The sequence below is a fragment of the Aeromonas sp. QDB03 genome (assembly GCF_027707985.1).
GTDB classification, from domain to species: domain Bacteria; phylum Pseudomonadota; class Gammaproteobacteria; order Enterobacterales; family Aeromonadaceae; genus Aeromonas; species Aeromonas hydrophila.
Genome location: NZ_JAPCJG010000004.1, coordinates 334,277 through 351,286, shown reverse-complemented (window position 1 = coordinate 351,286; position 17,010 = coordinate 334,277). Strand labels below are relative to the sequence as shown.

Annotated in this window: 14 protein-coding genes; 4 read left to right on the top strand and 10 right to left on the bottom strand. The window is 63.0% G+C overall.

Features of this window, described 5'->3' with window-relative positions; genetic code table 11:
• Nucleotides 1-205: 205 nt before the first annotated feature.
• Complete coding sequence (gene gabT, locus PG900_RS12995; RefSeq protein WP_270831573.1) at nucleotides 206-1,495, bottom strand: 4-aminobutyrate--2-oxoglutarate transaminase; 1,290 nt, start codon at nucleotides 1,493-1,495, stop codon at nucleotides 206-208.
• A gap of 148 nt (nucleotides 1,496-1,643) precedes the next feature.
• Entirely contained in the window at nucleotides 1,644-3,107 is a 1,464-nt protein-coding gene (locus tag PG900_RS12990; protein WP_270831572.1) for an NAD-dependent succinate-semialdehyde dehydrogenase, read from the bottom strand.
• 310 nt (nucleotides 3,108-3,417) lie between these two features.
• Here PG900_RS12990 and puuR point away from each other — a divergent pair, with 310 nt between their 5' ends.
• Both puuR and PG900_RS12980 read left to right on the top strand, forming a co-directional pair.
• Nucleotides 3,418-4,029, top strand: a complete 612-nt coding sequence (gene puuR / locus PG900_RS12985) for an HTH-type transcriptional regulator PuuR (protein ID WP_044800441.1) — start codon at nucleotides 3,418-3,420, stop codon at nucleotides 4,027-4,029.
• Between the two features lie 51 nt (nucleotides 4,030-4,080).
• Complete coding sequence (locus tag PG900_RS12980; RefSeq protein WP_029299586.1) at nucleotides 4,081-5,358, top strand: NAD(P)/FAD-dependent oxidoreductase; 1,278 nt, start codon at nucleotides 4,081-4,083, stop codon at nucleotides 5,356-5,358.
• A gap of 76 nt (nucleotides 5,359-5,434) precedes the next feature.
• On the opposite strand, the gene PG900_RS12975 is transcribed toward PG900_RS12980, so the two are convergent.
• A complete protein-coding gene (locus PG900_RS12975; protein WP_011706794.1) occupies nucleotides 5,435-5,935 on the bottom strand; it encodes an SRPBCC family protein in 501 nt (166 codons plus the stop codon).
• 186 nt (nucleotides 5,936-6,121) lie between these two features.
• Between PG900_RS12975 and PG900_RS12970 the strand changes: the two genes are divergently transcribed.
• The gene (locus PG900_RS12970) at nucleotides 6,122-6,544 is read left to right on the top strand and encodes a GNAT family N-acetyltransferase (RefSeq protein WP_041213686.1); all 423 of its coding nucleotides are present in this window, start codon (nucleotides 6,122-6,124) and stop codon (nucleotides 6,542-6,544) included.
• Nucleotides 6,545-6,960: 416 nt separating this feature from the next.
• On the top strand, nucleotides 6,961-7,371 hold the full coding sequence (locus PG900_RS12965; protein WP_017410727.1) for an H-NS family histone-like protein: 411 nt from the start codon (nucleotides 6,961-6,963) through the stop codon (nucleotides 7,369-7,371).
• Nucleotides 7,372-7,953: 582 nt separating this feature from the next.
• Here PG900_RS12965 and PG900_RS12960 read toward each other — a convergent pair.
• The 7 genes from PG900_RS12960 to PG900_RS12930 form a co-directional block, all read right to left on the bottom strand.
• Nucleotides 7,954-9,060 (bottom strand): 3-deoxy-7-phosphoheptulonate synthase, encoded by a 1,107-nt coding sequence (locus PG900_RS12960; protein ID WP_270831571.1) that lies wholly within the window; start codon nucleotides 9,058-9,060, stop codon nucleotides 7,954-7,956.
• Between the two features lie 262 nt (nucleotides 9,061-9,322).
• Nucleotides 9,323-10,129 carry a siderophore-interacting protein gene (locus PG900_RS12955; RefSeq protein WP_024945089.1) on the bottom strand — a complete coding sequence of 269 codons (807 nt, stop codon included), beginning with the start codon at nucleotides 10,127-10,129 and terminating at the stop codon, nucleotides 9,323-9,325.
• A gap of 171 nt (nucleotides 10,130-10,300) precedes the next feature.
• The gene (locus PG900_RS12950; RefSeq protein ID WP_270800375.1) at nucleotides 10,301-11,674 is read right to left on the bottom strand and encodes an efflux transporter outer membrane subunit; all 1,374 of its coding nucleotides are present in this window, start codon (nucleotides 11,672-11,674) and stop codon (nucleotides 10,301-10,303) included.
• Nucleotides 11,671-13,614 carry a MacB family efflux pump subunit gene (locus PG900_RS12945; RefSeq protein ID WP_270800372.1) on the bottom strand — a complete coding sequence of 648 codons (1,944 nt, stop codon included), beginning with the start codon at nucleotides 13,612-13,614 and terminating at the stop codon, nucleotides 11,671-11,673. The genes PG900_RS12950 and PG900_RS12945 overlap by 4 nt, the downstream gene beginning before the upstream one ends.
• Nucleotides 13,611-14,774 (bottom strand): macrolide transporter subunit MacA, encoded by a 1,164-nt coding sequence (macA, locus tag PG900_RS12940; protein WP_270831570.1) that lies wholly within the window; start codon nucleotides 14,772-14,774, stop codon nucleotides 13,611-13,613. Before macA ends, PG900_RS12945 begins: the two co-directional genes overlap by 4 nt.
• A gap of 215 nt (nucleotides 14,775-14,989) precedes the next feature.
• A complete protein-coding gene (locus tag PG900_RS12935) occupies nucleotides 14,990-15,430 on the bottom strand; it encodes a universal stress protein (RefSeq protein ID WP_011706786.1) in 441 nt (146 codons plus the stop codon).
• A gap of 360 nt (nucleotides 15,431-15,790) precedes the next feature.
• Nucleotides 15,791-16,684 carry a DHHA2 domain-containing protein gene (locus PG900_RS12930; protein ID WP_270831569.1) on the bottom strand — a complete coding sequence of 298 codons (894 nt, stop codon included), beginning with the start codon at nucleotides 16,682-16,684 and terminating at the stop codon, nucleotides 15,791-15,793.
• Nucleotides 16,685-17,010: the final 326 nt, after the last annotated feature.

The following is a 17,010-nucleotide window of genomic DNA, read 5'->3' as shown; positions in this document are numbered from 1 at the left end:
GAGATGGCAACCCATCTCGCTATCATTTCCGGTCGGTTCCGGCCTCGTTGTGGATTTGTTTGCCGCAAAAAAAGAACCTGACTCAGCAAGTGGTCGGTCCTTTGTTGCGGCGGCGCATTGTGCATTCGTGTTGCCCCCTTGACAAGCATATCAAGGGGGCAAAAACGCATTTTTTTGCACTGATGAGCGGATGTTGCGGTTCTGATCAGCCCTGGGCTGCCAGCAGGGCCTGCTCGAGCAGATCCAGCCCCTCGTCGACGAGGGCTGGCGAGGCCGTCAGCGGCGCCAGGAAGCGGATGACGTTGGCGCGCACACCGCAGGCCAGCAGCACCAGTCCACGATTGCCCGCCTCGGCCACCAGCCGCTTGGTGAGGTCGGCATCCGGTCTGGCCGCATCGCGCTGTTTGACAAGCTCCATGGCCACCATGGCGCCGGGGCCGCGGATGTCGCCGATGCAGTCAAAACGCTCCGCCAGCCGCTGCAGGCGCGCCTTGATCTGCTCGCCCTGAGCCTGGGCCCGTTGGTTGAGCTGCTCCTCTTCGATCACCTCCAGCACCGCCAGGGCGGCGGCGCAGGCGATGGGGGAGCCGGCATAGGTGCCGCCCAGACCACCCGGTTTGGCGGCGTTCATCACCTCCGCCTTGCCCACCACGGCGGAGAGCGGGAAGCCGCCAGCCAGGCTCTTGGCCAGGGTCATGATGTCCGGCTCGATGCCGGCATATTCGGTGGCGAAGGTCTTGCCGGTGCGACAGAAACCGCTCTGGATCTCGTCGCAGATGAGCAGGATGCCGTGCTGATCGCACAGCTGGCGCAGGCGCTGCATGAAGCTGGCGGAGGCGGGGTAGAAGCCCCCTTCACCCTGCACCGGCTCGATGATGATGGCGGCCACCCGGGTCGGCTCGATATCCGAGCTGAAGCAGAGATCCAGCGCGGCCAGCGCATCGGCCTCGCTCACCCCCAGGTAGTCGCTCGGGAAGGGCAGGTGATAGACCTCTCCCGGGAAGGGGCCGAAGCCGGTCTTGTAGGGCACCACCTTGCCGGTGAGCGCCATCCCCATCATGGTGCGGCCGTGAAAGCCCCCCTTGAAGGCGATGGTGCCGCTGCGGCCGGTGTGGGCACGGGCGATCTTGATGGCGTTCTCCACCGCCTCGGCGCCGGTGGAGAGAAACAGGGTGCGTTTCGGGGTGGGGCCGGGCACCAGGGCATTCAACTTTTCCGCCAGCTCGATATAGCCGGGGTAGGGGGTGACCTGGAAACAGGTGTGGCTGAATTTTTCCAGCTGCGCGCGCACCGCCGCCACCACTTTCGGGTGGTTGTGGCCAGTGTTGAGCACGGCGATGCCGGAAGCAAAATCGATGTAGCGGTTGCCCTCCACATCCCACAGCTCGGCGTTTTGCGCCCGCTCGATAAACACCGGCAGCAGGGTGCCGACGCCGTTGACCACGGCCGCTTCACGGCGCGCTTGCCACGCCTTGTTTGATACTGACTGACTCATCTTTCCTCCCTGAGGGGCCGGGGGCCCCTGTCTCAATGTGGCGAGGCCCCTTGGGAGCACTCACTTCGTCCTTGTGAACTGATATGGCTGCGCCGATGAGGGACGGGCCCCTGTTGCAGGCCCGGCTGCCGGCGCAAGATGTGACTGCCTATCGGATGCCGCCAAAGCAGAGGTATTTGGTCTCGAGGTACTCCTCCAGCCCCTCGGCTGCCCCTTCACGACCCAGGCCCGACTCCTTGATGCCGCCAAAGGGGGCCAATTCGGTCGAGATGATCCCCTCGTTGATGCCGACCATGCCGTATTCGAGCTGCTCGGCCACCCGCCAGACGCGGGCGATGTCGCGGCCATAGAAGTAGGCGGCCAGACCATAAGGGGTGTCGTTGGCCAGGGCGATGGCCTCGGCCTCGGTGTCAAAGCGCACCAAGGGCGCCACCGGGCCGAAGATCTCCTCCTGCAGGATGGGGTTGGCTTTATCCACCTTGCCCAGAATGGTGGGCTGGTAGAAGAGCGGGCCGGCGGGGTGGGCTTCGCCCCCCAGCAGCAGCTCAGCGCCGGCGGCGGTAGCCTGTTTGACCAGCTGGGCCACCTTGCTGGCGGCGGCCGGGTTGATGAGCGGGCCTATCTGGGTGCCCTCGCTCATGCCGTCGCCCACCTTGAAGGCCTTGACTGCGGCGGTGAGCTTCTCGGCGAAGGCGTCGTAGATGCCGGCCTGCACCAGGATGCGGTTGGCGCAGACGCAGGTCTGGCCGGCGTTGCGGTATTTGGAGGCGAGTGCGCCGGCGATGGCGGCGTCGAGATCGGCGTCGTCAAACACGATGAAGGGGGCGTTGCCGCCGAGCTCCAGCGACAGCTTCTTCATGGTGTCGGCGCACTGACGCATCAACAGCTTGCCGATGCGGGTGGAGCCGGTGAAGGAGAGCTTGCGCACCGTCTTGTTGTTGCACAGCTCGTTGCCCACCGCCGCGGCCTGATGGCTGGTGACGATGTTGATGACCCCGGCCGGGATGCCTGCCTGCTCCGCCAGTGCCGCCAGCGCCAGCGCGCAGAGCGGGGTCTCGGCAGCCGGCTTGATGACGATGGTGCAACCGGCGGCCAGCGCCGGACCCGCCTTGCGGGTGATCATGGCGATGGGGAAGTTCCAGGGGGTGATGGCGGCGACCACCCCGACCGGCTGCTTGATGGTGGCCAGCCGGCGGTCGCTGGAGAAGCCCGGAATGGTGCGGCCGTAGGCGCGTTTGCCCTCTTCCGCGAACCACTGGATGAAGCTGGCGCCATAGGCCACTTCCCCCTTGGCCTCGGCCAGCGGCTTGCCCTGCTCGCAGGTCATGATGCGGGCAAGCTCCTCCTGGTTGGCCATGATGAGCTCGAACCAGGCGTAGAGCCGGTTGCTGCGCTCCTTGGCGGTGAGTGCCGCCCAGCCGGGCTGGGCCGCGTGGGCGGCGGCGATGGCGCGGCGGGTATCGCCCTCGTCCATGTCGGGCACCTGGGTAATGACCTGACCGGTGGCCGGGTTGTGCACCTCGAACCGGCGTCCGCCGCCGGCTTCACACCAGCGGCCATCTATATAGGCAAGGGATTTGATCAGGGAGAGTGCAGGTTGTGATGCTGACATAGATAGCAAGCCTCGATTGTGGGTCAGGGGGCCGGCTCATCCTGTGCCGCCACCGTATAGAATAATAAGCACAGGAAGACCATAAATTGAGCTGAAATGTTTTTCAAGTGTTAAATATATTTGAGTAAACTGTGTCTCGCGTGCTAGAAATGGAGCTGTTGGGGCGATTTTACCGGTTTTTGCGGTGCAGGGTGTGCAAAATAATGAACGGCATGCACTGTGCAGGATAACAAACAGGTCGGTGGGATTGACTCGCTATTTTAACCGGGTGCCCAGCTGGCACCTGACAGGCACACAGGGAGGTGGCCGAATGCAGCAACCACAGGGCGAGACGCGCTGGCAGTCCATGACCGACAACCCCATGACGGACAAGGGGGGGGCGCAGAGCATGGGCGAGCGTCTGGCGGCGACCCGCCGGCGGCTCGGGCTCTCCCAGCGGCGGGTCGCCGAGCTGAGCGGACTGACCCATGGCGCCATCTGCATGATAGAGCAGGACAAGGTGAGCCCGTCGGTGGCCTCTTTGCAAAAACTGCTCAGCGTCTATGAACTGCCGCTGTCGCGCTTCTTCGCGGAAGAGGAGGGCGGTACGCCGAGCGTGGTGATCAAGGCCGAGCAGCTGATCGAGCTGGGCAGCCAGGGGGTCTCCATGAAGCTGGTGCACAACGGCAACAACCGCCGCCAGCTCGGCTTCATGCTGGAGACTTACGCCCCCGGTACCGACACCGGCGGCCAGGTCACGCATCTGGGGGAGGAGGTGGGCACCGTGCTGGAGGGATCTGTGATTCTGACGGTGGCGGGCCAGGCCTATCCGCTCAGCGCCGGGGACAGCTATGTGATCGACACGGGCGAGCCCCACAGTTTCAGCAATCCGTCGGGGCAGGTGTGCCGCATCGTCAGCGCCCACACCCCGGCCAACTTCTAGTGCCGAGACATCGTCTCGTTTGGGAAAAGAACCGGTAAGGAAACAGGGATCATGACCGAACATGTAAACAGTTACTACGCAGCCAGTGCAAACAAACACGCGCCCTATCCGACGCTGACCGAACAGCTGGAGTGCGATGTCTGCGTCATCGGGGCGGGTTATACCGGCCTCTCCAGCGCGCTGCACCTGGTGGAAAAGGGCTATTCGGTGGTGGTGCTGGAGGCGGCCCGGGTGGGCTTTGGCGCCAGCGGTCGCAACGGCGGCCAGATCGTCAACTCATACAGCCGTGACATCGACACCATAGAAGCGAACTGCCCGCCGGATCAGGCCAGGCTGCTCGGTTCCATGCTGTTTGAGGGGGGCCAGATCATCCGCGAGCGGATCAAGCGCTACAACATCCAGTGTGATCTGCAGGAGGGCGGTGTCTTTGCCGCCGAGACCGAGAAGCAGCTGCACGAGCTCAAGGCGCAGCAGGCGCGCTGGGAGAAGTGGGGCAACGACAAGCTGGAGCTGCTCGATGCCGACGGCGTGCGCGAGGTGGTGGCGAGCGATCGCTACGTCGGTGCCCTGCTCGACAAGAGCGGCGGCCACATCCACCCTCTCAACCTGGCGCTGGGGGAGGCGGAGGCCATCCGCTTGCAGGGGGGCAAGATCTTCGAGCAGTCCGCCGTCACCAGCATCACCCCGGGCACGCCTGCGCTGGTCAAGACCGCCAAGGGGGCGGTGAAGGCGCGCTTCGTGGTGGTGGCCGGCAACGCCTATCTCGGCAATCTGGTGCCTGAGCTTGCCGGCAAGAGCATGCCCTGCGGCACCCAGGTGATCGCCACCGAGGTGCTGGGGGAGGAGCGGGCCCGCTCGCTGCTGCCGCAAAACTACTGCCTGGAAGATTGCAACTACCTGCTCGACTACTACCGTACCTCCGGTGATCACCGGCTGATCTATGGCGGTGGCGTGGTCTATGGGGCGCGGGATCCGGCGGATATCGAGCGGCTGATCATCCCCAAGATGCTGAAAACCTTCCCCCAGCTGGCGGATGTCAAGGTGGAGTACACCTGGACCGGCAACTTCCTGCTCACCCTGTCGCGCCTGCCGCAGTTTGGCCGTATCGGCTCCAACATCTACTACATGCAGGGCTACAGCGGCCATGGCGTCACCTGTACCCATCTGGCGGGCAAGCTGCTCTCCGAGGTGTTGAGCGGTCAGGCTGAGCGCTTCGATGCGTTTGCCAAACTGCCGCACTACCCCTTCCCGGGTGGCCGCCTGTTCCGGATCCCCTTCACCGCCGCCGGCGCCGCCTGGTACACCCTGCGCGACCGGCTGGGGGTGTGAGTCAGGGTGTGCCGAGTCTGATCTCCATGAAAAAAGAAACACCGCCAGCTGGCGGTGTTCTTCTTTATATGGGCTCTTATTGAGCCAGGGACTTCAGTTGCTGCTTGTCCGGCGGGTTGTTCCAGTCGATGGGGCCGTGGGTGAAGCGGTATTGCAGGCGGGGCAGGCTGGTTTCCAGCCACTCTTCGCGAAAATAGGCGTAGCCCTGATCCCAGTCCGGGTCGTTGGCCCAGCCGGTTTGCAGGAAGTAGAGCCGGGTGCCCTGGCCTTCCGGCACGAACCGCAGGCTGACCTGGGTCTTCTGCAGGCGGATGTGGGGCAGGGAGGGCGGGAAATTCCAGCTGAAGCTGAGCAGGTCGTGGGGCATGACGGCCATCACCCGGCAACCTTCGCTGCCACGTTCACCCAGCGGGGCATCGGGTCTGAAATAGATTTCGAAGGGACCATTTGGTTCGGGCACCATCAGGCACTCCGGCGCCAGAAAACTGCGCAGGCCACTCTCGGTTGTCCAGGCGCGCCAGACATCGTCGATATGGGCCGGAACAAAGATGTTGCCTTCTATCTGCTTGTTATCCATAAATCAGCGAGCCTCAAACCATCCATACATGGGACTCAGGCAGTATAGTCCCATGGCTCATGAAATGGACAGAGGTGTGTCACACCCCTGCCATCGCCGAGAGACTATTATGCCCGTGCGATTTGACATGGTGCCTGTGTTCCATTGAGAGTGAGATCAGGCAGTCACAATGACAAGGACGCTTTGATGATCAGAGTCATGCAAGAGACGGATATTCCCCAGCTGGCGCAGCTGTTTCTCAAAGGGCGGCGGCAGACGTTTCACTGGGTCGATCCCGCTCATTTTCGGCTGGAAGATTTTGACGAGCAGACCCGGGGCGAGCAGATCTGGGTAGCCGAGCAGGGGGGAGCGCCTTGCGGGTTTGTCTCCATCTGGGGAGATGAAAGCTTCGTTCACCACCTGTATGTCTCGGCCGACTGGCATGGGCAGGGGGTGGGGCGGGCCCTGCTGAGTCACGGGTTGGCCTCTTTTCAAAAGCCCGCCTCGCTCAAGGTGGCGACCCACAACACGGCGGCGCTGGCCTTTTATCATCGATTGGGATGGCAGAATACGGCAGAAACAGGCCACTGCGAGATCACCGGCCCCTGGCGGCGGTTGATCCTGGAATAGGGCGCCAGCGCCCTGCGACTTCTCAGATCATGGTTGTAGAGCTGCATTGCCGGCAGTAACGAGCGGATGCTGCCGGTAATATATAGTGTCAATCGTCTACCTTGAGTCTCATGTGGGTGAGTCAGGTTTTAACAACCGTGGCCAATTGTAAAAATAGCGGTCGCAACTGTGATGGAAAATATAACGGGGCACATCTGCGCTATTTGCCATACCCGGTATGGGGAATTGCATGGCAAAAGATGAGCTGGTGTGACGTAATGGGGAATGGCTGAATAAAGTCAGCGGTATATTCAGCCGCTCTTTTTTGTTAAGAAAGTGACAGCGGCTATAAAATCATTATGTTGTCATCAAACAGCCGTGCTATTCTCAAGCTGTGTTATCCCTGTGACAAACAAAAATAATTCTGTGAGGAAGTAATGAACGAGTTTCTGAAAGTTCTGCTGAACATTCGCAGCCTGCGCGCTGCCATCCGTGAATTGCCGTTTGAACAGCTGCAAGAAGCAAAAGAAAAGTTCGAGCTGGTATATAACGAGCGTGCCGAGTCTGTTGAACAAGAGCGTGCCGAACAGGAAGAGCGTCAGCGCAAGCTGAGCGAGTTCACTGAAATGCTGCAGCAGGCCGGTATCGACCCCCGTGAGCTGCTGAACAGCGCCGCCGCCCCGGCTGCCGCTGCTGGTGCGACCAAGAGCAAGCGCGCCCCGCGTCCTGCCAAGTACAAGTACCAGGAAGATGGCCAGGAGAAAACCTGGACCGGTCAGGGCCGCATGCCGAAAGCCATTGCCGAACAAGTGGCACTGGGCAAGGATCTGAATGATTTCCTGATCTGATCCACGGGATCAGTCATGAATGATGCCGCCCATGAGGCGGCATTATTATTTGTGCTCACCAAAAATATCTTCTGTCAATTCCCCAACTCCCCTGATACGACCTTGTTGTGTCGCATTCAGACCGGCACTCTGCACGTCAATTGGTCGCCCCATGATGGAATGATTAATTGGATATGGTCGTACCGATGGCTTCCTGTGCACGCTTTTGTTGTCATCGTGATCATCGGAATGTCAGCCATATCTGGACTCATATAGCCCGTCAGGTATTAGCTGGCTGACGATGTGGCAATGGGAAACGCATTAAGCCAGTCGCAAGGCGTGTCTCTTTTTTGCTCCATAACCCGCCGGATTTTACCGCGTGGTTATCCGCCCTGACCGGGGGAGACTGCTGGTTTGCGGCCTGCAGTGGGTAATACCTGAGCCAACTTATTATTAATTCCAGCCGGATCCGAATGTCAGCGTACTTTGCATGGAAAAAGAGTGAGCTGGTCATTTAATCGGTAGACCCGAGCAATCGACAGGGTGGGAATATCGGCAAAATAATAAGGCTCCCGTTGCGGAAGCCTTATTGCTGATGGTAGCTCAACTGGCCAGCTGGGCATGCCAGCGGGCGATGTCCGGTTGTGCCCGACCAGGGTGCTGGCGCCGTGTCTCGACGGCCTCTGCCAGCATGGCGAGCAGGGCCTGGGTATCGTCCCAGCACAGGCAAGCATCGGTGACCGACTGGCCATACACCAGCTCGGCCAGCGGCGCCGGTTTCTGGCTGCCTCCCTGCAGGAAGCTCTCGACCATGACGGCGGCGATGGCGTCGCTGCCTTCCCCCAGCTGGCGGCAGAGCTCTCCTGCCACCCGGATCTGGTTCTTGTGCAACTTCTGGCTGTTGCCGTGGCTGCAATCCACCATCAACCGGGGCGTGAGCCCCTGCCGTGCCAGTCGCTCGGCCGCCTCTTCCACGTCGCTCTGGTGATAATTGGGGCGGGTGCCGCCGCGCAAGATGATGTGGCCGGCCGGGTTGCCCTCACTCTTGATCACCACCATGCCGCCCTGGCTGCCGGGAGCGGTAAACAGGTGGGAGGCTTCACTGGCTTGAATGGCATCGATGGCCACCCGGATGTTGCCATCGGTACCGTTCTTGAAACCGATGGGGCAGGGCAAGGCCGAGGCCAGCTGCCGGTGCACCTGTGACTCCGTGGTCCGGGCACCGATCGCCCCCCAGCTGATGAGATCGGCCAGGTAGAGGAAGCTGGTGGTATCGAGAAACTCGGTGGCGGTGGCCAGCCCCAGCTGGTTGATGTCGAGCAGCAGCTGTCGTGCCAGCAGCAGGCCATGGCCTATGTCGTTGCTGCCATCCAGATGGGGATCGAACACCAACCCCTTCCAGCCCACCGTGGTGCGGGGCTTCTCGAAATAGGTGCGCATCACTATCTGCAGCCGATCCCGATAGTCGTGGGCCAGCACTGCCAGCCGCCGGGCGTAATCGAGGGCGGCGAGGGGATCGTGAATGGAGCAGGGACCGATGACCACCAGCAGGCGATCGTCTTCCCCGCTCAGGATCTGGCGAACCTGCTGACGGTGCTGATCGATCCCGGTTGCCAGATCGGCGGGACAGGGGTGAAGTGCCAACAGGTCGGCAGGAGTGGGGAGAGCCTCCACCGCGAAGGCGCGCATTACCGAGTTCAAGACTGCCATCTGGATTACCTTGCTGTGCAAATGGAGTGAATGACGTGCACTCCACACCGGGACCCGGACGAGGGAGCTGCAATGGGGCGTCATCACCTGTTATTGTTGAGAGTGATTATCATTATCTTGTTGTCGGCCACAAATGCAAGCACAACCGAGTGGCATACCAGAATGGGGGGGGGGAGAACAGGCGGGTGGCATTGCACCAATGGCAATCAAGCCCATGGCCGGTAGACCATGAGCTTGATATTTCAGGACAAAATCAGCTGATTCAGCTGTCCATCACGTCGTGACGCGCATGGTGATAGGCCTCTTCATCCTTGCCGTGGCGCCAGTAGGGCACGGCGTAGACCCGGGTGCGATCCACCTCGAGTGTGCGCCGTACGTGGCGGCGCATGGGGACCACCAATCCCTCTTCCCCGCCGAACCAGAAGTAGCTCTGTTGCTCCTCCAGCGGCAGGGCGGTGAAGTACTCCACCAGCGGCGCCGTCTCTTCGGGGGAACCGACAAACCAGCGCAGGGTTACCCCGGCGGGCAGCGACAGATCCTGCACATCTTCCTGATAGGGCACCAGCAGGGCGATGTGGCCGCGGGCATCGGCGGGCATCACCTCGGCCATGGCGCTGATGGCAGGCAGTGCGGTGAGATCCCCCACCATGTAGTAGTGGCTGGCAGGCTGCAGCATGGGGTCCGGACCACCGGGGCCCGAGATGGCCAGCAGGTCGCCTGGCTTGACCTCGTTGGCAAAGCGGCTGGCGGGGCCGCCATCGCCGTGCAGGGCGAAGTCGATATCCAGCTCCAGCGCCTCGCGGCGAAATGCGCGAATGGTGAAGGTGCGCATGATGGGGCGCTGGCTCGGATCTTCCCAGCGCGGCCCCTGCGGGGTGGGGGTGGGCAGTACGGCATGGGCCTGGCCCGGCTGGGGCAGCATGATCTTGATATGGGCGCCGCCACAGGTGAAGGGGTAGTCAGCGAGCTCCGGGCTGGTCAGGCAGATCCGGCGCAGGTGCGGGCTCACATCCTGAATGTGCTTGACCGTGAGCAGACGGGGACGATTGACCGGGACGGACTGGGACATGGGCATACTCCTGACTGATAATGGCGCCCATTTTTCATTAAATGAAAATTATTATCAATTGGTTTGTGTGCCAGCAGTCAGACCCTGGCCGAGGGGACAAGGCACATAACGGGAGAAATAAGGGAGATGCCTCATGCCCTCGCGTGGTGCGAGGGCATGAGGCAAGGCTGGTCAGCTGCGATCGCTCCCCCCCAGTGCCTTGTAGATCCTGGCCATGGTGTTGAGCTGCTCCTTCTGCTGGCCGAGCAGGGCGAGCTCGGCATCCCACAACCGGTTCTGCTCATCCAGCCAGGGTTGTACCCCGGTGGCGCCAGCCTGGTAGCGGGCTCTGGCCAGCCGCTCCGCCTCCTTGGCAAACGCCAGCTGCTCGGCCAGGTAGTTCAGGCGCTGCTCGCCGTGGTGGCGGGCGGCCAGACCATCTTCCACCTCCACCAGCGCGCTGTAGAGCTGCTTGCGAAACTCCGCTTCGGCTATCTGGTAATCGAGCTGGGAGCCCGCGATGGCGAGCCGGGTCTTGTTGTATTCGAGGAAGGGCAGCGCCAGCGTGGCACCCAGGGTACCCACCGGGTTTTGCAGCACCTGGGTCAGGGTGTCCGAGCTGCTGCTGGCCCCACCGGTCAGGCTCAGGGTGGGGTAGAAACCGGTGCGGATCTCGTCCCCCTTCGCCAGGGTCTTGCGCAGGCGCAGCTCGGCGGCGCGCACGTCGGGGCGCCGCGCCAGCACATCGGCCGGAATGCCGACTGCCAGCGTGGGGATGGGGGCCGTCGGCAGCGCCTTGGGTTCGAACGCCAGCGAGCCGCTGCTGCGACCGAGCAACAGCCGCAGGGCATTGCGGGCCTGCTCCTGCTGCATCAGGAGCGAGCTGAGCTCCGCCTGCTTGCCGGCTTTCTGCTGGCTGGCCTGCACTAGGTCGAGCCGGGTCACGGCGCCGGCCCGGTACTTGGCCTGGGTCAGCTGCTCGGCGCGCTCATAGTTGGCGAGCTGCTGCTGGCCGAGGGTGATGGCCGAGCCGAGATAGGCCAGCTGCCAGTACTGCTCCAGCGCCTTGCCGATCAGCATCAGGCGGGTGGCCGCCAGATCCTGGGCGGAGGCCTCGGCTTCCCAGCTCGCCTGATCCCGCACCGAGGCGAGCCGGCCCCACAGATCCACCTCGTAGTCGAGGGTCAGGGAGGGGCCCATGCTGCCGCTGGCCTTGCCGCTCTTCAGATCCTTGGTGCCATTGCCGCTGATGCCGGCATTGACCGAGGGGGTCAGGTTGGTGTCGGCCAGATCGGCGCCGAGCAGGGCACTGCGCAGGCGCAGGCCGGCTACCTGCATGTCCGGGTTGGCGGCCAGCACGGCCTCGATCAGCCGATCCAGCTCGGGGTCGTGGAAGCCTTGCCACCAGAGGCCGGCCTGCTGCCGGGTGAGGCCGTCGTCCGGCTGTTGCCAGTGATCGGCCAGCGCCAGCTCTTGCCGCTGATAGCTGCTCTGCTGGCTGCAGGCACTGAGACCGAGCGCCAGGGTGAGGCAGAGCCCCAGTTTGGATAAGTGGTACATCGTCATTCCCTCGCCAGCGCCTCGACCGGATCGAGCCGGGCGGCATTGCGGGCGGGCAGATAGCCAAACAGGATCCCGATGAGCGAGGAACAGCCAAACGCCATCAGGATGGAAAAGAGCGAAAAATGCATCTGGATGCTCTCCACGAACAGGGAGAAGAGCAGGCCGATGAAGAGGGAGACGCCGACACCGAGCATGCCGCCCAGCAGGCTCACCATCACCGCCTCGATCAGAAACTGCTGCAGTATGTCCGACTGGCGGGCGCCGACCGCGATGCGAATGCCAATCTCGCGGGTACGCTCCACCACCGACACCAGCATGATGTTCATCACCCCGACGCCGCCGACGATGAGGGAGATCACCGCGATGGCGGAGACCAGCAGCGTCATGGTGGCGGTGGTCTTCTCCACCGACTTGATGATGCTGTCGCTGCTGAAGGTGAAGAAGTCCTTCACCCCATGGCGCTGGGTCAGCAGCTCGATGGCGGCCTGTTCGGCCAGCGCCGGTTGCACCCCGTCCTTGACCCGGATGGTGAGCTGGCTGAAGTGGTTCTGGGAGATGAGACGGCTCATCACGGCGCTGTAGGGCAGCCAGACGTTCACCGACTGGCTGCTGCGGCCAAATCCGGTCTCCTCTTCCACCACGCCGATGATGCGCACCGGCAGGGTGCCGACCAGCACCACCTGACCGACGGGATCCTGCTTGCCGAGCAGGCTCTCGATGGTCTTGCCGTCCACCACCGCCACCGCCGCCCGGTTCTGGATGTCACGCTCGTCGAACAACCGGCCGTTGGTGAGCTTCATCCCCTTGACCCGGAAGAAGTCGTTGCCGACCCCCACTATGCTGCCGCTGCTGGTCTTGTTGCGATAACGCAGCTGGCCGGGGGCGGCTATCTGGGGACTGGCCCCTTCCAGATAGGGCTGACCGAGCAGGGCATCGAGATCCCGCTTGTTGAGGGTCTGGATGCTGGCCGCCTTCTCGTCTCCCCAATCCTTGCCGGGGAAGATGTCGATGGTGTTGGTGCCCATGGCGTTGATCTGATCGATCACCTTGGCGCGCGCCCCCTGACCGAGCGCTACCACGCTCACCACGGCGGCGATGCCGATGATGATGCCAAGCATGGTGAGGAAGGTGCGCATGCGGTGGGCCAGCATGGCGTGCAGCGCCATGCGCGCCGCTTCCCGGTAGCGATCCCAGTCGTGGCCAGCTCCTTCCTTGCCGGCAGGGGCGGCGGTCGGGGTCACGGGGACGGCCGCCGGCTTGCGACCGTTGTCCTCCTGCACCCGGCCATCTTTCAGGGTGATGATCCGGTCGGCGTGGCTGGCCACCTCCATGTCGTGGGTCACCAGAATGATGGTGTGGCCCTGGGCGTGGAGCTCCTTGAGAATGGCCATCACCTCCTTGCCGCTCTGGCTGTCGAGGGCCCCGGTCGGTTCGTCCGCCAGGATCACCTCGCCGCCATTGGCCAGCGCCCGGGCGATACTGACCCGCTGCTGCTGGCCGCCGGAGAGCTGGCTCGGGGTATGATGGCTGCGCTCGCTGAGCCCCAGCCGGGTGAGCAGCGCCTGTGAGCGGGCCTGGCGCTCGGCCCGTGGCGTACCGGCGTAGACGGCCGGGATCTCCACGTTGGCGGCGGCATTGAGGTGCGGCAGCAGGTGGTAGCGCTGAAAGATGAAGCCGAAGTGGTGGCAGCGCAGCCGGGCGAGGGAGAGGGCATCCAGGGTCGCGGTATCCTGGCCACGGAACAGGTACTGGCCACTGCTCGGCCGATCGAGGCAGCCCAGCAGGTTCATCAGGGTCGACTTGCCGGAGCCGGAGGCACCGACGATGGCGATCATTTCCCCCGCCTCGATGGTGAGGTCGAGCGGATGGAGCACGGTCACTTCCTGCTCCCCGCTCTGGTAGCGGCGCTCGATCCCCTTGAGCTGGATCAGCGGCTCGCTCACAGCATGATCTCCACGTCATTGTTGCTGGCTGGCTTGCCCTGGCCCAGGGTGACCTTCTCCTGTTCGCTCAGGCCGCTAACCACTTCGATCTTGATGTCGTCCTTCATGCCGGTCTTGATGCGGCGGGTCTCCTTCTGATCGTCCTCCTTGAGCAGGGTGACCTCGTACTCGTTTTCCCCGAGCTTCTTGCCAAGGGCGGTCTGCGGAATCGTCAGCACCTGCTTGCGCTCGCCGAGCACTATGGTGACCTGGGTGGTCATGGCGACCCGCAGGGTGTGATCCGGGTTTGGCACGTCGAACAGGGCGTAGTAGTAGACGGCGGCGTTGCTGGTGGCCGTGGTGCTGGTGGCCTGTTCGTTGATGTTGGTGGGGGCCAGCTCGACGGTGCGCAGGGTGCCGTGGTAGCGGGTATCCGGGTCTCCCATCAGGGTGAAGTAGACCGGCATGCCGGCCTTGACCCGGGTGACGTCCGCTTCCGAGATCTGCGCCTTGACCGTCATGGTCTCCAGATTGGCGAGCTTGAGCAGGGTCGGCACCGTCTGGCTGGCGGCCAGAGTCTGGCCCTGACGGGTCACAATGCTGACGACGGTGCCATCCATGGGGGCCTGAATGCGGTTGTAGCCGAGCTCGGTCTTGGTTCTCTCCACCTTGATCTGGGCATTCTCGACCTCGGCCTGGGCGCTTTGCAGCTCGGCCCTGGTCACGGCCAGGAGGGCTTCGGCGCTCTCCAGATCGGCGCGCGAGCTTGCCTCCTGCCTGAACATCTGCTGCTGACGGCGCCAGCTCAGCTCGTTCTGCTTGAGCTGGGCCTGCTTGATCTTGAGCTGGGCGCGGCGGCTGGCGAGATCCGCCTCGGCGGTCTTGAGGTTGTTCTGGGCGATCAGCGGGTCGATCTCGGCCAGCAAATCCCCCTGCTTGACCTTCTGGCCCGCTTCCACCGCGAGATAGGTGACCTGGCCGGAGACCTGGGCACCGACGTCCACCTGCTCGATGGCCTGCAGTACCCCGCTGGCCAGCACGGTCTGCTCCACATCCTGACGGGTCACCTGGGCGGTCAGCACCGGCTCGGGCGTCTTGCTCGGCCAGATCAGCCAGCCGATGGCGAGCAAGAGGACGAGGGTGAGCAGGGCAATTTTTCTCTGCTGGGGAGTTATGTTCATGTTTCACCTGAAAGAAGCGAACGAAGGCGTGCAAGGGCAATATCCTGCAGCAAACGAGGCTTAAAAAACAGCGATGAATATGTAAGGAAACATGTAGATAGCCTTGTCATTAGGCCGGGGCTATGAGGAGGACAAGCAGGGGATGGCGGGGTAAAAAGGACCCCGAAAGGGAGCTGGCAACAGGGTGCCCACCTCACGGGTGGGCACCCCGGTCATCAACCGACGGCTTTGAGCTGCTCGCTGTAGGGCTCGTGGCAGATCTGGATGTCGATCGGCAGCTTGTAGATGAGCAGGCGGGCCAGGGAGCCTTCCATCCAGTGGTGGCGGCTGCCGACCAGCAGCAGATCGGTCGGGTTGGCGGCCAGCCAGCGTTTCAGGTCGGGCACCACGTCATCGACCACCAGACACTGATAATCCACCGGGTGCTGCAGGGTGGTGATGAGTTCGCTGATGATGGCCTTGGCATCCAGCGTGCCTTGGGCGCTGCGCTCCTCTTCCGACAGCGACAGGCTCTTGCGGCGCATCTTGCTGCTGTGGGTCAGGTGCAACAGGGTCAGCTCGCCCCCCATGGCTTGTGCCAATTGACTCGCTTTGGCCAGCGTCTCCTGCTCGTAATCCTTGCCTTCCAGCAACAGCACAATATTGGTTGAGGTCATAAGCAGTTCTCCCTTGGCATGGCGCGGGTCACCCGGGACAAACGGCCTGTCCCATACCACTGTGTGCCCGCTATGTGTCGCATAGCACGAACCTGGCTCTCTGTGCGGCAGGCGTCACCTCGTGTCGGTGATGCATCGCCAGGCCATGTTCGTTTACATCATCATAACAGACTGAGTTGAATGGAAAATGAAGGAAAACCGGGTTTTGGCGGGAAAATGGGATACGAGGCGGTAAAAGTGTGAGCAAAGCATGAGTCGTCTGGCCGGGAAGCGCCGTGAATGGGCCGGTGAGGCAGATATTGAGGGGGCTGAAAAGAGGAGTGGGCGGCGAGCCGGCAGAGGCCGGCCCGCCGCCTGGGGTCAGACCTGCTCGTCGGAGAGATAGCGGGTCAGCCAGGGCAGCCCCTCCTTCTTGCGGCTGACGGCACCAACCAGATGCGTTGGCTGCTCGGGCAGAATGCCGTTGCTGGCGAAGTAGAGCTGGCTGCCCCCCTTGGCCAGGTCGGTCAGCATCAACACATAGGCATCCAGCTCGTCCTGCATCAGCCGCGCTTGCATGGCTTGTTCCAGCTCGGCCTGGCGGCTGTGCAGCTGGGCGGGATCCATCACGCAGATCTGGCTGACATAGAGCTGGTAGCCGGCGATCTGGTAGGCCTTCTCATCGGCGGCAAGCAGCTCGGTCATGGGGGCGTCACCGAGCTGGGTGCGCCGTTCCAGCAGGGTCTGGGCAAAAGGCTCCAGCGCCAGATCGGCCAGCGGCAGCAGGGCATGGACGGCGGCGCGGTCGCGGGCCGTGGTGGTGGGTGAGGTGAGGCTGAAGGTATCGCTGATGATGGCCCCCAGCAGCAGGCGAGCCTGGGCGCGGGAGAGGGTGTCATAGCCCATCAGCTCCAGCAGCACGGTGGCGCTGCACCCGACGGCCCGGATCCAGGCATCGAGCGGGCCCCGGGTGATGAGGGTACCGATGCGATGGTGATCGATGAGGCCCTGCACGTCCGCCTCGGCCAGCCCTTCTGGGCCCTGCTCCAGCTCGCTGAAATCCACCAGGAACACCTCCTTGTTGGCCACGCTGCCCTGCAGCAGAGGCGGGGCAGCAACGCCGGCGGTTTCCAGAATGAATCGGGTTTCCGCAATGGGCTCACCGAGGGCGTAGGCCTGAGCCGGCCGACCCTGACGATTGAGCCAGTCGGCGGCAACCAGAGCGGTACAGATACTGTCGCTGTCGGGATTCTTGTGACCAAACACGTGGAGCATGGTGCCATTCCTGCGGTTGATGACGTACCTGAGGCAAGATCAGGTATGCGGGGCAAATGGGAAAACAGGGGCTGACCCCCGCTCTGGTTTCACTCTATGCGCCGTCCCTGCTGATGGCAACCGGCGCAGGCCGCCCTACGGCGGGCGAAACCCTGTGGTCAAAGGGGCGCACACTTCTGCTGCTGAATCGTCTTGGGGCAGGGCAGGGAGGCAAGCCCGGACAGGGAGACAAGCGGGAGGAGATGGCTGTGTGGCAAGCGCTGGCGGGCTCGCCCATGGCCGCAAGGTTCACGTTGCAAGAGGTGGATAGAGGGATGGGCAAGCAA